General features: G+C 53.0%; 14 protein-coding genes and 1 tRNA gene. 14 read left to right on the top strand and 1 reads right to left on the bottom strand.

From position 1 onward, the window contains the following. Positions 1-122: 122 nt before the first annotated feature. The 12 genes from L1F29_RS24070 to L1F29_RS24015 all read left to right on the top strand — a co-directional run bounded on the left by L1F29_RS24070 (position 123) and on the right by L1F29_RS24015 (position 13,149). Positions 123-1,073 carry a phosphate ABC transporter substrate-binding protein PstS family protein gene (locus tag L1F29_RS24070; protein ID WP_258384578.1) on the top strand — a complete coding sequence of 317 codons (951 nt, stop codon included), beginning with the start codon at positions 123-125 and terminating at the stop codon, positions 1,071-1,073. A 78-nt stretch (positions 1,074-1,151) separates the two neighbouring features. Continuing rightward, on the top strand, positions 1,152-2,087 hold the full coding sequence (gene pstC, locus L1F29_RS24065) for a phosphate ABC transporter permease subunit PstC (RefSeq protein ID WP_258384577.1): 936 nt from the start codon (positions 1,152-1,154) through the stop codon (positions 2,085-2,087). Then, the gene (gene pstA / locus L1F29_RS24060; protein ID WP_258384576.1) at positions 2,084-2,971 is read left to right on the top strand and encodes a phosphate ABC transporter permease PstA; all 888 of its coding nucleotides are present in this window, start codon (positions 2,084-2,086) and stop codon (positions 2,969-2,971) included. Before pstC ends, pstA begins: the two co-directional genes overlap by 4 nt. 20 nt (positions 2,972-2,991) lie before the next feature. Next, positions 2,992-3,750, top strand: coding sequence for a phosphate ABC transporter ATP-binding protein PstB (gene pstB, locus L1F29_RS24055; RefSeq protein WP_258384575.1), 759 nt, complete (start codon positions 2,992-2,994; stop codon positions 3,748-3,750). A 272-nt stretch (positions 3,751-4,022) separates the two neighbouring features. After that, on the top strand, positions 4,023-5,525 hold the full coding sequence (locus tag L1F29_RS24050; RefSeq protein ID WP_258384574.1) for a GGDEF domain-containing protein: 1,503 nt from the start codon (positions 4,023-4,025) through the stop codon (positions 5,523-5,525). Next, positions 5,522-6,742: an EAL domain-containing protein gene (locus tag L1F29_RS24045; protein ID WP_258384573.1), complete on the top strand. Its 1,221-nt coding sequence runs from the start codon at positions 5,522-5,524 to the stop codon at positions 6,740-6,742. The genes L1F29_RS24050 and L1F29_RS24045 overlap by 4 nt, the downstream gene beginning before the upstream one ends. A gap of 233 nt (positions 6,743-6,975) precedes the next feature. Then, entirely contained in the window at positions 6,976-9,636 is a 2,661-nt protein-coding gene (gene polA / locus L1F29_RS24040; RefSeq protein WP_258384572.1) for a DNA polymerase I, read from the top strand. A gap of 81 nt (positions 9,637-9,717) precedes the next feature. After that, positions 9,718-10,575 carry a DNA-formamidopyrimidine glycosylase gene (gene mutM, locus L1F29_RS24035; protein WP_258384571.1) on the top strand — a complete coding sequence of 286 codons (858 nt, stop codon included), beginning with the start codon at positions 9,718-9,720 and terminating at the stop codon, positions 10,573-10,575. 150 nt (positions 10,576-10,725) lie between these two features. Then, positions 10,726-11,430: a sporulation membrane protein YtaF gene (gene ytaF, locus L1F29_RS24030; RefSeq protein WP_258384570.1), complete on the top strand. Its 705-nt coding sequence runs from the start codon at positions 10,726-10,728 to the stop codon at positions 11,428-11,430. Between the two features lie 19 nt (positions 11,431-11,449). After that, positions 11,450-12,049, top strand: a complete 600-nt coding sequence (gene coaE, locus L1F29_RS24025) for a dephospho-CoA kinase (RefSeq protein ID WP_258384569.1) — start codon at positions 11,450-11,452, stop codon at positions 12,047-12,049. Then, the gene (locus L1F29_RS24020; RefSeq protein ID WP_258384568.1) at positions 12,046-12,612 is read left to right on the top strand and encodes a lytic transglycosylase domain-containing protein; all 567 of its coding nucleotides are present in this window, start codon (positions 12,046-12,048) and stop codon (positions 12,610-12,612) included. Before coaE ends, L1F29_RS24020 begins: the two co-directional genes overlap by 4 nt. Positions 12,613-12,828: 216 nt before the next feature. Continuing rightward, positions 12,829-13,149, top strand: a complete 321-nt coding sequence (locus L1F29_RS24015; RefSeq protein ID WP_258384567.1) for a hypothetical protein — start codon at positions 12,829-12,831, stop codon at positions 13,147-13,149. Positions 13,150-13,353: 204 nt separating this feature from the next. Here the strand turns inward: L1F29_RS24015 and L1F29_RS24010 are convergent, their stop codons facing one another. Then, positions 13,354-13,569: an alpha/beta-type small acid-soluble spore protein gene (locus tag L1F29_RS24010; RefSeq protein ID WP_258384566.1), complete on the bottom strand. Its 216-nt coding sequence runs from the start codon at positions 13,567-13,569 to the stop codon at positions 13,354-13,356. A gap of 169 nt (positions 13,570-13,738) precedes the next feature. On the opposite strand from L1F29_RS24010, the gene nrdR reads away from it, so the two are divergent. Together nrdR and L1F29_RS24000 are read left to right on the top strand one after the other, a co-directional pair. Next, complete coding sequence (nrdR, locus tag L1F29_RS24005; RefSeq protein WP_258384565.1) at positions 13,739-14,218, top strand: transcriptional regulator NrdR; 480 nt, start codon at positions 13,739-13,741, stop codon at positions 14,216-14,218. 48 nt (positions 14,219-14,266) lie between these two features. Then, positions 14,267-14,342 (top strand) — tRNA-Ala (locus L1F29_RS24000). Positions 14,343-14,401 lie beyond the last annotated feature (59 nt).

Below are 14,401 nucleotides of genomic sequence, written 5' to 3'. Positions count from 1 at the left end.
CAAGAAATCTATGCATTTTTATTATTCCGTTAACACTTAGAAAATATCAGATTAATAACGAAGACCTACAATAAGTTTGTTCAAACAAATAACCGTTCGAAACGGGAGGAGAAACCAGAAGCATGAAAAAGATGTTGTTAGTCGTAGTAGCATTGATGTTGACGATCGGGTTGGCGGCTTGTGGTTCCAAAGACAATGGCACGAACAACAAAGGAACGAACGAAGGGGCTCAGACAAATAATAGTCAAGGCAGCGGCAACACTGGCGGGGAAGAGCTCTCCGGCTCCATTCTTGCAGTCGGCTCGACTGCGCTTCAACCATTGGTAGATCAAGCTTCGAAGAAGTTTATGGAAGAGCACAAGAACGTTAACATTCTCGTGCAAGGCGGCGGAAGCGGCACTGGCCTGACGCAAGTATCTGACGGCCAAGCGCAAATCGGCAACTCGGATATTTTCGCGGAAGAGAAGTTTGTCGATGCTGACGCTCCAAAAGCGAAGGAGCTCGTCGATCATCAAGTAGCGGTTGTGGCGATGGCAACTGTCGTGAATAAAGATGTCGCTGTGGACAACCTAACGAAGGATCAACTGGTACAGATTTTCACAGGTAAAGTGACGAACTGGAAAGAAGTTGGCGGCCAAGACGAGAAAATTACGATCGTTAACCGTCCTGCAAGCTCCGGTACGCGCAAAACGTTCGAGAAGTATGCACTAGGCACGAAGACGGAAGACCTGCAAGGCTCGATCCAAGAGGATTCCTCAGGTACGGTTAAGAAGCTTGTCTCCGAAACTCCGGGTGCAATTGGTTACCTTGCGTTCTCTTACCTCGACGATTCGGTGAAGACCGTGAAATATGAAGGCGTAGAAGCAAAAGAAGAAACGGTTATCGACGGCAGCTACCCTGTCTGGGCTTACCAGCACATGTACACGAAGGGCGAGCCGGATGCCGCTATGAAAGCATTCCTTGAGTTCATGGTATCCGACACGGTTCAGAACGGCGATGTCGTAGAGCTGGGATACATTCCAGTCAACAAAATGCAAGTGAAGCGCGATGTTGACGGCAATGTAACGAAATAATCCGTATATATGCAATAGTCAAGCCTGAGAGGTGAACGCTGATTCGCCTCTCCTTGGCTTTGAGAAGGAGGGGGCCATATGGATCAATGGGCTGTCAAACAAGATGGCAACAATAAACAGAGTCTCACTAGAAAACCAAGTAAGCAGCACATCCGAGAAGAATGGGTCGGACGTATTTTCACGACACTTTGTATCCTCTTTCTTATCGTAACCATCGTTGCGATGGTTTATTTCGTCGCGTCTCGCGGCTTAAGCACCTTTTTCAAGAATGGCGTCAGCATCGGAGATTTGCTCACTGGACTGAAGTGGGCTCCGGAAGGGGAACCCGCCTTATTCGGCGCACTGCCGTTCATCTTCGGTTCTTTCAGCACATCTTTGCTCGCCGCGCTAATTGCCGCGCCGCTTGGCTGCTGCGCCGCTATCTTCATGACGCAGATTATGCCGGGAGCGGGAAGACGTTACATGCAGCCTGTCATTGAGCTGCTGGCGGGTATTCCGTCGGTTGTTTACGGTTTTGTCGGGCTCAGCGTAATCGTTCCGATGCTTCGCAATATTTTTCCGGGACAAGGGATTGGCATTGCAGCCGGTTCGCTTGTTCTGTCGGTCATGATTTTGCCGACGATTACGACGATTGCCACGGATGCGCTGGCATCACTCCCCAGCGGCCTGAAAGAAGGGTCGTTCGCGCTTGGCGCGACTCGCTGGCAGACGATCTACCGCATTGTTATCCCGACGACATTGCCTGCGCTGTTGACAGGTGTCGTGCTCGGGATGTCCCGCGCATTCGGCGAAGCGCTCGCCGTGCAGATGGTGATCGGTAACGCGCCGCATATCCCTAGGTCGTTGTTCGAATCGGCTTCAACGCTAACGAGCGTTATTACGCTCAGCATGGGCAACACCATTACGGGCTCTGCCCACAATAACGCTTTGTGGTCGCTTGCGCTGATCCTGCTCATGATGACCTTCGTCTTCGTATTTATCGTCCGCTTTCTGGAAAGGAGAAATAAACGATGAGCGCCAAAACCGTAAACCGTATAGCAACTGCCGTTATTGTTTTAGTCGCCGCGTTCATCGTCCTGCTGCTCGCCGGATTATTGGGCTATATTATTGTGCGCGGGTTCGGGCATATCAGCTGGGACTTTCTGACTTCCGCACCGGAAACGATCAAGGCCGGCGGGGGAATCGGACCGCAGTTGTTCAACTCGCTCTTCCTCCTGGTCCTCACGATGATCATTACCGTCCCGCTGGGATTGGGTGCCGGCATCTACATGAGCCAGTACGCGAAGCCGGGGCGCCTGACGGATTCCATCCGCCTGGTTGTCGAGGTTCTGTCCTCGTTCCCTTCCATTGTCGTGGGCTTGTTCGGTTTGCTCGTCTTCGTCAATTTGTTGGGCTTTGGCTTCTCGCTGTTCTCCGGCGCGCTGGCATTGACCGTATTTAACCTGCCGCTTATGGTGCGGATTACGGAGCAGGCGCTCGCAGGCGTACCGCGGGAGCAGAAGGAAGCTTCCCTGGCACTGGGATTGTCCCGTTGGAAGACGATCACATCGGTCATGCTGCCGATCGCGGTGCCTGCTATCGTGACGGGCACGATCCTGGCTTCGGGCCGCGTATTCGGCGAAGCGGCCGCGCTGCTCTTCACAGCCGGTATGAGCTCGCCAAGGCTGGACTTCACGGATTGGAATCCGTTTAGCCCGTTCTCGCCGCTCAATCCGTTCCGTCCGGCAGAGACGCTGGCCGTTCATATTTGGAAGGTCAACAGCGAAGGGCTTGCCCCTGACGCTGCGGAAATCGCCGCAGGAGCTTCCGCCGTGCTCATCATCATGGTGCTGCTCTTCAATTTCACGGCACGCTGGTTCGGCAGAGCGCTGTATCGTAAATTTACCGCTACCAAATAAACCGTAGGAGGAATGTTCACATGCAGAATGCAGGCTTATCCGTCAAAAACTTGAGCGTCTTCTACGGGGAGAAGGAAGCGGTCAAAGGCGTTTCACTCGAATTTTCGCCCCGCCAGGTTACAGCGCTAATCGGTCCTTCAGGATGCGGGAAATCGACGTTTCTGCGCAGCTTGAACCGGATGAACGATACGATCGGCGGAGTCAAGACCAAAGGCGAGATCTGGATCGACGGCCAGAACATCAACGACCCGGGCGTCGATGTCGTGCTGCTTCGCCAGCAGATCGGGATGGTATGGCAGCGGCCCAATCCGTTTCACAAATCGATCTATGAGAACATCGCTTTCGGTCCGCGTTATCACGGTATCCGAAACAAGCGCGAGCTTGACGGAATTGTCGAGGATTGCTTGCGCAGAGCGGCGCTCTGGGAGGAAACGAAGGACCGGCTGCACAAATCGGCGCTCGCGCTGTCCGGCGGACAGCAGCAGCGGCTGTGCATCGCGCGTTCGATCGCCGTCAAGCCGAAAATTATTCTGATGGACGAACCGGCCTCTGCGCTCGATCCCGTATCGACGGCGAAGATTGAGGAGCTGATCGCGGAGCTGAAGAAGGAATACTGCATCATCATCGTGACGCATAACATGCACCAAGCAGCTCGTATTTCGGACCGGACGGCATTCTTCTATATGGGGAAATTGATCGAGACGGGCGAAACCGATCAGATTTTCACGAATCCGGCGGAAAAATCGACCGACGATTATATTTCAGGCCGATTCGGATAAATGGATTTTCGAACGGTTACCCTCGCATACAGGAGCAATTGAAGCCATAAACGAACAGCTACGAATCGACCTGCAGAATGCGGGTCTTTCTTATGTTTGCAGGAAAGTTAATATCCGCTTAACACTCGTGCAACGTTCTTAACACAAAGAATAAGTACAATGGAGCTATTCCATATAGGAAAGTTGTACCAAAGAAAGGCGCGCCGGGCTGTATTCCGATCATGGGCTCAACTTCAACTTGTATCGAAAAATCCTGCGAAGAGGGATTCCACTTGGACGAAATCGGATTTGGATTGCTGGACCGCAATATGCTGCATGTATTGACGGAGCGGGGACATAAGAACGGAATTGGAGTTATTGCCGTTCAGGTGCATGCCGGACATGCTGAAGCCCGTGAACGGCTTCAAAACTGGTCCGATGAGCAGAACGATATTATATGGCGGTATAGAATCGATCATGAATATTACTACTTCTTGCAGGGCGGCAAGTCCGCCCAGAAGTTAGCGCTTCGTCTGGAGGCGGCAGCGGCCCTGCTGCAAAAAAATCTTAACGGTTCGTCTGCCTTGACTGCGAGGGATCGTGTTCAGGGGCATCAGAAGCGGTTACCGCACCATATCGGCTTCGCGAAGGCGATCCCGTTAGGTATGGGAGCTGCAGCTGAAGCGAGGATCTATAAAGCGATCAAAGAAGCGTTATTGAGTACCGCCCGCCCAGAGCGGAGCGGGGAGCGGGTAATGGAGCCGTTGTTATGGGCAGCCCCGGCGGCAGAACAAAGCACAGCCGACTGGTCCTCGACGTATCCGATGGGAAATCTGGCCAGGGATATTCCGGTCTTCGACACCCAGAAGCTGGTCTCCGATGCAGCCAAGCTATTCGAGTCCAACCATCTTATTCAAGGGGCGGCCGTCGTGAAGAACGGGGCGCCTGTCGGGCTTGTCATGAAGGAGAACATGCATCAGCTGCTTGCGGGGCAATTCGGGCTGCCTCTGTATTGGAGCCGCCCCATTCATAAAATTATGGATGACAATCCGCTTATCGTGGATGAAGGGCTCCCTGTGGAACAGGTATCGCAGCTTGCGATGTCCCGGGATATTTCCCGCTTGTATGATATCGTTCTTATAACGAGGGGCAACAAGCTGCTCGGTGCCGCATCGATCCGTTCCATTCTGGAATGCATCACCAGCCTTCGAACCGAGGAAGCGCGTACGGCGAACCCCTTGACCGGACTCCCCGGCAATGGAGTCATCCGGCGTGAGATGCAGCGGTATATCGACAGGGGCCAACCCTTCTCGATTATTTATGCGGATTTGGATTATTTCAAATGGTTTAACGATTGCTTCGGCTTCAGTCAAGGTGATGAACTCATTCGATATATGGCGGATCTGCTTCAAGAAAGCGTTCGACGGTTGTCAGGGAGTGAAGGCAGCTTCGTCGGCCATATCGGCGGGGATGATTTTATCGTTCTGACTGCTGCCGGAGATCCGCGGGCGCTATGCGCTTCGATTATCGAACGTTTCGAGGATGGCGTTCAAGCGTTCTATGGCGATACGGAAGTGTCTGGTGTAACCGACCGGAGCGGAAGCCGAATCGAGCAGCGCGGCATTGGCGTCTCGCTATCGCTGCTTCGATGGAACGGTGAACAGCCGGTTAGTCCTGATGCGATCTCCCAGGCTGCCGCACGCTTGAAGAAGCAGGCTAAGGCCGTGAAAGGGAGTGCGTGGGTGACCGGTGATTTGTTGGACAAGCAGGATAGAGAGGAACGAATGCAAACGTGAGAGGACGATACAGCGTCAGAAAATACAGCAAACGTTCCGGGCAAGTCGGGCCGACAGGCATTATTTATGTAGCATGGCATGGCAGGGGAAAGGAGCGCGAGGACGTTAAATCCGCCATCGATGCTCATTGGAGGCATTTCGTGCAAGAGGCGATCGCCAAGCAGCGGAACGCTGGCGTAGGCCATTTGCGCAGCGTATGGATGAAGGACGATCTATACATATGCCTGCAGCTCCCCTATGAGGGAGCCGAGGTTCTGGAGGAGCAGCTGCTGGAGCTTGGCAGCCGATTCAAGGATGACTGGGAGCGGCGGTTTATGCAGACCGCGCTTGGCGGCTGGATCGAAGAGCTGCGACTTCATACGGGCATCTCCATCGTGGAGCGGTTATTGCCTGGCCGTTACGATGAATTATGGTACGAAGGAATAAAGCGGGCGATTATTCATGGCCAGTCGCCCTCGGCCCCCGAACGGAGCATGCGGATAAAGGCGTTCAACCATCTTATTCAAAGCAGGCTAATTTATCCGGTCTATCAGCCGATAATCTCTCTCCGGAATGAAACGGTGTATGGTTATGAAGCTCTGCTGCGCTGCCCGGACAACCGCTGGTTTGCCGGTCCGCAGCCGCTGTTCGCTTTCGCAGCCGAGGAAGGCATGCTCTATACGCTCGATCGCCTCGCGAGGGAACGCGCCATTGAAGAAAGCACCGGTCTGGCCGACGGCCAAAAGCTGTTTATTAACATCACATCGCAAATTATTGACGATCCTTCCTTCACCCCCGGTCAAACACGCAGCCTGCTTGAGCAGTTCGGCTTATCTCCGCATCATGTCGTATTCGAGCTTACGGAACGCAGCTCGATCGAGGATTTCGGCGCAGCGAAGAAGATACTGGATCATTACCGCAACCAAGGCTATCAAATCGCTATCGACGATGCAGGGGCCGGCTATTCGTCTCTTCAGTCGATTGTGGAGCTGCAGCCGGATTTAATTAAAATCGATCGCTCGCTTATCCGGGGTATCCATCTCGATCCGATGAAGGAGCATATTGTGCAGCATTTTACGGAGCTGGCGGCCAAGATGGGCATATCGATCGTGGCGGAAGGGATCGAGGAGGAAGAGGAGCTTGCCCAGATCCGGTCCATGGGGATCGCGTATGCGCAAGGCTATTTGCTGGGAAAACCGCAGGCGAGCATCGGACGCAACGATTCTACTTCTGCCTAGTAAAGAACCGGGTGGATACCGGTCATGTTAATCGGAGCTGATCAGCTAATAAAGATAGTAACTGCGTTGGGAGCAAGCGGTCATTGGACGGTGATGCTCTTTTTTTGTCTGTTTAATCACTTAAAATATGGAATTTAGTGAAAAATAAACCTCTTGCTTATGGATTCCTTTTACTTCGCTGCCCGACTGGATTATGATAGTTAATAGCAAATAACGAGGTGAGGTGCACCCGTATGGACAAATGGATGTTGATTGACGGAAATAGCATTATCTATCGCGCGTTCTTTGCCATGCCGCCGCTGACGAATTCCGCAGGGCTGCATACGAACGCGGTTTATGGCTTTACAACGATGCTCTTGAAGCTGCTTGAAGAAGAGAAGCCGACGCATGTGCTCGTTGCATTCGATGCGGGCAAGGTCACGTTCCGGCACGAAGGCTACACGGAATACAAGGGCGGCAGGCAGAAGACTCCGCCGGAGCTGTCCGAGCAGTTTCCGGTCCTGAAGGAGCTGCTGCAGTCATTCAGCATTGCGCAGTTCGAGCTGGCCGGCTACGAAGCCGACGATATTATCGGCACGCTGACGAGAATGGCGGATGAGCAGGGCGTGGAGACGATTGTCGTCTCCGGCGACAAGGACATGCTCCAGCTCGCCTCCGAGCAGGTGACGATCGCGCTGACCCGCAAGGGCGTAAGTGAAGTTGACCGCTATGATCCGGCGGAAATTCAAGAGAAATACGGTCTCACGCCGCTTCAGATCATTGACCTGAAAGGTCTGATGGGCGACGCTTCCGACAACATTCCGGGTATTCCGGGCGTCGGCGAGAAGACGGCGCTCAAGCTTCTTCACGAATTCGAGTCCGTCGAAGGGGTATTGGCGAATACGAATGAATTGAAAGGGAAGATGAAGGAGAAGGTCGAGGCTCATAAGGATGATGCCCTCATGAGCAAGAGGCTTGCTACGATCTATCGCGAGGTTCCGCTAGAGAACCAGACGGACGAGCTGGCCTACGGCGGGTATGACAAAGCGGCGCTCGCCCAATCCTTCCGCAAGCTGGAATTCCGATCGTTAATCGATCGGCTTGAGCTGCCCGAAGCCGGAGAGGCTGACGGAGCGGAAGCTGTGGCGGCCGCGACGTATGAAATTATCCGAGTTGATTCGGACACCGACGTCAGCTCGCTGAAGGCATTTCTTGCCCAATCCGAGAGCGTCTATATCGAAGCCTATGGTGAGAATCCGCACCAATCACAGCTGCTTGGACTTGCCGTGGCAGCGGGCGAACAAGTATATGTCATCGACTGCGATACGCTGGAAAGCCCGGTTGGACAACCTGTTCGCGATTGGCTTGCGGACGACAAGGCTCCTAAGTACGGTTATGATTTGCACAAAGCGGAGCTTGCTCTTTCGTGGCATCATATCACATTCTGTGGAACGGCGTTCGACGTTCAATTGGCGGCCTATTTGCTCGACCCGACCGAGACGAATCAAACCTTGAATTTCTTGGCAGCGAAATACGGCATTCCCGCGATTGCTTCGGATGAAGCCGTATATGGCAGAGGCGCAAAGTTCAAGGTTCCGGATTTCGAAGAGGTTGCCCGCCATCTTGCCGCCAAGGCGGATACGGTACGAAGGCTAGTACCGCTGCAGCAGGGCGATCTTGAGAAAACCGATATGACCAAGCTGTATTATGAGCTGGAGCAGCCGTTGTCGATCGTGCTGGCCAGAATGGAGAAGCGGGGCATCCGGGTAAATGCGCAGACGCTGGAGGAGCTTGGCAGCGAGCTGGAGCATAAATTAGTCAGCTATATGAGCGACATCTATCAGCATGCAGGGATGGAATTCAATATTAACTCGCCGAAGCAGCTGGGCGAGGTGCTGTTCGAGCGTCTTGGACTGCCGGTGATCAAGAAGACGAAGACCGGATATTCGACAGACGCCGAGGTGCTGGAGAAGCTGGAGCCGTATCATGAGATCGTAAGGCTCATTCTTTATTATCGTCAGCTGTCCAAGCTTCAATCGACTTACGTGGAAGGACTCTTGAAGGAAATTAGGCGGGATACCGGGAAGGTGCACACGTATTACCGTCAGACGATTGCCGCCACGGGTCGTCTATCCAGCCAATTCCCGAATCTGCAGAACATTCCGATCCGTCTGGAAGAAGGTCGGCGCATTCGCAAAGCCTTCGTCCCGTCCGAGCCGGATTGGCTCATTCTCGGCGCCGACTATTCGCAGATCGAGCTGCGCGTGCTCGCCCAGATTTCAGGCGACGAGAACCTGAAGGAAGCGTTTGTCCATGATATGGACATTCATACGAAGACGGCGATGGACGTGTTCGGCGTGAGTGCGGACGCGGTTGACGCGAACATGCGCCGCCAGGCGAAGGCGGTCAATTTCGGCATCGTGTACGGAATCAGCGACTTCGGCCTTTCGAACAATTTGAACATCACGCGTAAGGATGCCGCTCGATTCATTGAGCAATATTTCGAGGCGTTCAAAGGGGTGCGTGCCTACATGGACAATATCGTCATGGATGCGCGGCGCGACGGTTATGTCACGACTCTGCTGGAGCGGCGCCGTTACTTGCCGGAGATCAAGGCCTCGAACTTCAATCTGCGCTCCTTCGCCGAGCGTACGGCGATGAATACGCCGATTCAAGGGACCGCCGCCGATATTATCAAACTGGCTATGGTGCGGATGGACGAGGAGCTGCGCAAGCGGAATTTGCGCAGCCGGATGCTGCTGCAGGTACACGATGAATTGGTCTTCGAGGTTCCGCCGGATGAGCTGGAAACGATGAAGACGCTCGTTCCTGAAGTGATGGAGAGCGCGCTGGCGCTTGACGTGCCGCTGAAAGTCGATGTTAATTACGGTATCAATTGGTATGAGACCAAGTAGGGCATCCCGGCATGCAATCGGTTATAATGGGAAGTGCTGCGGCCGTCCAATGACTTGGCCGCGGCGGGGAGGTAGACAACAATGCCGGAATTGCCGGAGGTAGAAACGGTTCGGCGGACGCTGAATCAATTGGTGGCGGGCAAGACCGTCGAGGGCGTTACTATCACGCTTCCGCGTATTCTGCAGCGGCCGGCGGAGCCGGAACAATTCGCTGACATGCTGGTCGGGCAGACCTTGCAGACCATCGAGAGACGCGGGAAATTTCTAAGGTTTATATTTGACGGGCTCGTCATGGTATCCCATCTTCGGATGGAAGGACGCTACGGCGTCTACGAGAAGGGTGATCCGGTTGAGCTTCATACGCATGTCATCTTCCACTTTGACGATGGAACGGAGCTGCGGTACAAGGATGTACGCCAATTCGGTACGATGCATCTGTTCGAGCCTGGCGACGAGCTGCTGATGCCGCCGCTGAACAAGCTGGGGATCGAACCGCTGGACGACTCCTTCACGTTAAAATCGTTTATGAAGATCTTATCGCACCGTACGACTAAAATTAAACCGCTGCTGCTCAATCAGGAATATGTGGTGGGGCTTGGCAATATCTATGTTGATGAATCTTTATTTACAGCCGGTATCCATCCGGAGCAAACGGCCGATTCTCTGAAGCGCAGCGACTGGAAGCGATTGTATGACGCGGTGAGAGCAACACTGACGCGCGCCGTCGAAACCGGCGGTTCCTCTATTAAATCGTATGTGGACGGACAGGGCGAGATGGGCATGTTCCAGGACGAGCTGCTTGTCTACGGACGCAAGAACGAACCGTGCAGCAGATGCGGCCAGTCTATCGAGAAAACCGTCGTCGGAGGCCGGGGCACGCATATCTGTACGAAGTGCCAGCCGCTGCGCAAACCAAAAGCGTCAAGTCTTCGGTCATAAATAGATGCACGAATAGGGTATGAACGCATATGATGAACCATTCATGGGCGAATGCACATTGTTTCCAAGCTTGAAGCTCAGGTACGCTCAGTACAGCGGGGTTCTTGATTGGAAACATGTCGTTTACGGCCTTCATGGGAGGGACATCGGTTGCTAGCACATGTTGCATCCTTGCTGCTGCTCGCGTTTGCTGTCAGCATGGACGGATTTGGAGTTGGTGTGACCTATGGCTTGCGCCGCATACGGATACCTGTCGTATCGGTCGTCATCATTTCGCTATGCTCGGGATTTGTCGTCTGGTTGTCCATGCAGGTAGGCAGCTTGCTTGCCGGCTACATGTCGCCGGATATCGCAAGGTGGATCGGGGCTTGCTTGCTGATCCTGATCGGCGGCTGGGCGTTGTGGCAGCACTGGCGCAGACGCAAGGAGATGGCCGCGAATGCTGGTGAAGAAATGGGGGAAGCTGATAACGGCACTCGATCCGACAGTGGAGGGAATGACCGGCTAACGGCAACAACGATCCTCATTCTGGAGTTGAAGCGGCTCGGTCTGGTTATACAGATCTTAAGGACACCGCAAATTGCGGATGTGGACCGTTCGGGCATTATTTCGGCTTCAGAGGCCGTATTGCTCGGGTTCGCGCTGTCGCTGGACAGCTTCGGAGCCGGACTTGGCGCTGCGATGATCGGCTTCTCCCCGCTGTTGACCGCACTGGTCATCTCCACGGCGAGCGGATTGTTCTTGCTTGGCGGAATGAGACTGGGCTTCCGATTCTCGGGATGGAGCACGATGCAGGCGCTGTCGGTTCTGCCGGGCATTATGCTGGTAGTAATGGGAATAATGAAATTGCTTTAGAGCAAGCAGAGGTGAACGTATGAAACTCGGATTAACGGGCGGTATCGCCAGCGGCAAAAGTACAGTGTCCGCCATGCTCGTCAAGCTGGGTGCGAAGCTCGTCGACGCCGATCAGGTCGCCAGGGAAGTGGTCCTTCCCGGCGAACCGGCGCTCGGGCGGATTGTCGCACGGTTCGGACAAGCTGTATTGAATGAGGATGGAACGTTGAACAGGAGCAAGCTGGGAAGCCTTGTCTTTACGCCGGATAAACAGAAGCTGAAGGATCTGGAGTCGATCCTGCATCCAGCGATCCGGGCTCGCATGCAGGAGAGAATGGACGCCTATCTGCAGGAGGATCCCAACCTGCTTGTCATTGCGGACATTCCGCTTCTATACGAAACCGGACAAGCCGAGCTGTATGATGCCGTAATGGTGGTCTACGTTCCGGCGGAGATGCAGCTGCAGCGATTGATGGAACGGGAAGGGCTCACGGAGGAACAAGCCTCGCTGCGCATAGGGCTCCAGATGGACATCGAAGAGAAGAAGCGTCTGGCCACATACGTGATCGACAACAGCGGCTCACTTGAAGCTACCGAACGCCAGGTCCGGCAATTTTGGCAGGAACATGATTTTTCATGAAGAAATTTCGGCGCAAGAGAGTCTTTCTCGTACTGGTACTCGCTCTATTGGTCGTGCTGTTCTTTAATTCGGAGTGGATCAGCCGCTGGATGTATCCGATCCATTACAAGGACGATATCCGAATCAGCGCGGACAATTATAAGCTGGAGCCGCAATTGCTTGCCGCGGTTATCCGTACGGAGACGAATTACGAGCCCGGCAAGGAGTCGAAGAAGGGTGCCGTCGGAATCATGCAGATCATGCCCGATACGGCGGACTGGATCGTCGAGAAGAGCGGATTTGACGGCGTGACGAGGGACAGCCTTAAGCATCGGGCCGATCTTGGCATCGAGATGGGCGCATGGTATCTAAATTGGCTGAATAAGCAGTTTAAAGGGAACCAGGTGGCTGTCATTGCCGCTTATAATGCCGGTCCCGGCGCGGTTAAGCGTTGGATGACGGAGGGCAAATGGGACGGGGAATTGAGTACGATAAGCGATATTCCATATGGAGAAACGCGGCACTACGTGCAGCGCGTCCATTATTATTATAAGAAATACAAGAAGCTTTATCCCGAATTTTAGCAATGGCTTACATAATTTACGCGGCATCGCCAGCAATTTGTTGCTGGCGGTTTTTTTTTATGGAATGCAGCGCGGCTATGAACAGTACACCCTGATGGCGCAAGCTCAATGCTCTTCAAATTGCTGTTACTGCAACCTTTATCCGCCTATATCGTTTATTATTGGAGGGTGAATATTTGCAGCGATATGCAAAGGCTATAGAAGAGGGTGTTTGCGGTGAAGAGGATATTCATCTCGTTCATGCTGGTGCTGTTTCTTACCGCGTGCCAGAGCAAATTTAACGAGGGGGACTGGCAGAACGAACCGGATATGAGATATGGCATGGTGAACGATTTTATAAACAAGCATGAGCCTATAGGATTGACCGAGCAAGAGGTCGTTGATTTATTAGGGGAGCCTGAGCAGAGGCTGGAAGATCCCGTGGTTCAGTATGTTTATTATTTGGGCCGTGCAGGCATGGGCGTGGATGACAGTTTGTTCGTTCTGAAATTCGATGAGGATGAAAAATTGGAAAGTCATCAAGTAACCCACGATTAGTCCATCTGTAATGTGGGGCAAATATCGTCTTGAAGTCAGTCGCAGCAGGAGATTATAGACTCTTTTGTATTTTTACGGACGGGTTTTGTGGTATAATGAAATTGATGTGTGCATGTGCCCACCTTCTTATGGGGTAAAAAGAGAAGAAGCCCCGGTCAACCGCCTATGAAGGCGTCTGATCGAAGCTTCCGTTATTAAGCCTCATTATCTTTGTCCTGCTAGGGACTGTTCAGCGATTTGTACCAGTTTACGAGTAATGTAGCCCCCAAGGGATCCTGCATCACGCGTAGCCATGTTCCCGTAATATCCGTCTTGCGGGATAGCAATACCAAGCTCTTGCGCTACCTCATATTTCATTTGGTCAAGCGCTGCATTGGCTTGCGGTACAACCAATTGGTTGCTGCTGCGGTTTTGTGCCATTGTCGTTCACCTCCTCGCGGTTTGTAACAGTATTATGTGCGAAAGCGTGAGTTTCATAACAGGAAAAGGTTAGAAAATGTTACCGGTTTGAATAGCGCTGCAACATCGGCGTTATAATGGGTTTATTATTGAATTTGGTTACTTCGATCTGATGGAGGTTCTTACAAGCATGAAATGTCCGTATTGTGATTATTCCGGAACAAAGGTGCTTGATTCACGGCCCGCAAACGAGAATAAATCGATCCGCCGCCGCCGTGAATGCGAAAAATGCAGCCGCCGGTTCACAACCTTTGAAATGATCGAAGAAACGCCGTTGATTGTGATCAAGAAGGGTGGAAGCCGGGAAGAATTCAGCCGTGACAAGATTCTGCGCGGTCTTATCCGGGCTTGCGAGAAGCGCCCCGTACCGGTCGAACAGCTTGAGGTTATTGTGTCCGAAGTGGAGAAAGAATTGCGGACTACGGCATTAGCCGAGGTGGAAAGCCGCGATATAGGCGAAATCGTCATGCAGCAACTGTATCCGGTGGATGAAGTTGCATACGTTCGATTCGCATCGGTCTACCGTCAATTTCGTGATATTGATATGTTCATGAAGGAGCTTAATTCCTTATTGTCCAAAGATTCGCTCGCCAGCCCAAAAAAAGATTGACAGCTATTGCAGTCCCATGATATGATCTATCTTGTCGTTACAAATCTTGGGGCCTTAGCTCAGCTGGGAGAGCGCATCGCTGGCAGCGATGAGGTCAGGGGTTCGATCCCCCTAGGCTCCACCAAAAAACGTAAATCAAACCACTTCATTTAGGAAGTGGTTTTTCTTTTTGGTGGTTAGACT

It is taken from the genome of Paenibacillus spongiae (assembly GCF_024734895.1).
Lineage (GTDB): Bacteria > Bacillota > Bacilli > Paenibacillales > Paenibacillaceae > Paenibacillus_Z > Paenibacillus_Z spongiae.
This window is presented reverse-complemented; position numbering and strand designations above follow the sequence as displayed.

Coding starts and splice junctions, on each gene's coding strand:
- L1F29_RS24070 (WP_258384578.1), top strand. CDS start 123: ATGAAAAAGATGTTGTTAGTCGTAGTAGCATTGATGTTGACGATCGGG.
- pstC (WP_258384577.1), top strand. CDS start 1,152: ATGGATCAATGGGCTGTCAAACAAGATGGCAACAATAAACAGAGTCTC.
- pstA (WP_258384576.1), top strand. CDS start 2,084: ATGAGCGCCAAAACCGTAAACCGTATAGCAACTGCCGTTATTGTTTTA.
- pstB (WP_258384575.1), top strand. CDS start 2,992: ATGCAGAATGCAGGCTTATCCGTCAAAAACTTGAGCGTCTTCTACGGG.
- polA (WP_258384572.1), top strand. CDS start 6,976: ATGGACAAATGGATGTTGATTGACGGAAATAGCATTATCTATCGCGCG.
- mutM (WP_258384571.1), top strand. CDS start 9,718: ATGCCGGAATTGCCGGAGGTAGAAACGGTTCGGCGGACGCTGAATCAA.
- coaE (WP_258384569.1), top strand. CDS start 11,450: ATGAAACTCGGATTAACGGGCGGTATCGCCAGCGGCAAAAGTACAGTG.
- L1F29_RS24020 (WP_258384568.1), top strand. CDS start 12,046: ATGAAGAAATTTCGGCGCAAGAGAGTCTTTCTCGTACTGGTACTCGCT.
- L1F29_RS24010 (WP_258384566.1), bottom strand. CDS start 13,569: ATGGCACAAAACCGCAGCAGCAACCAATTGGTTGTACCGCAAGCCAAT.
- nrdR (WP_258384565.1), top strand. CDS start 13,739: ATGAAATGTCCGTATTGTGATTATTCCGGAACAAAGGTGCTTGATTCA.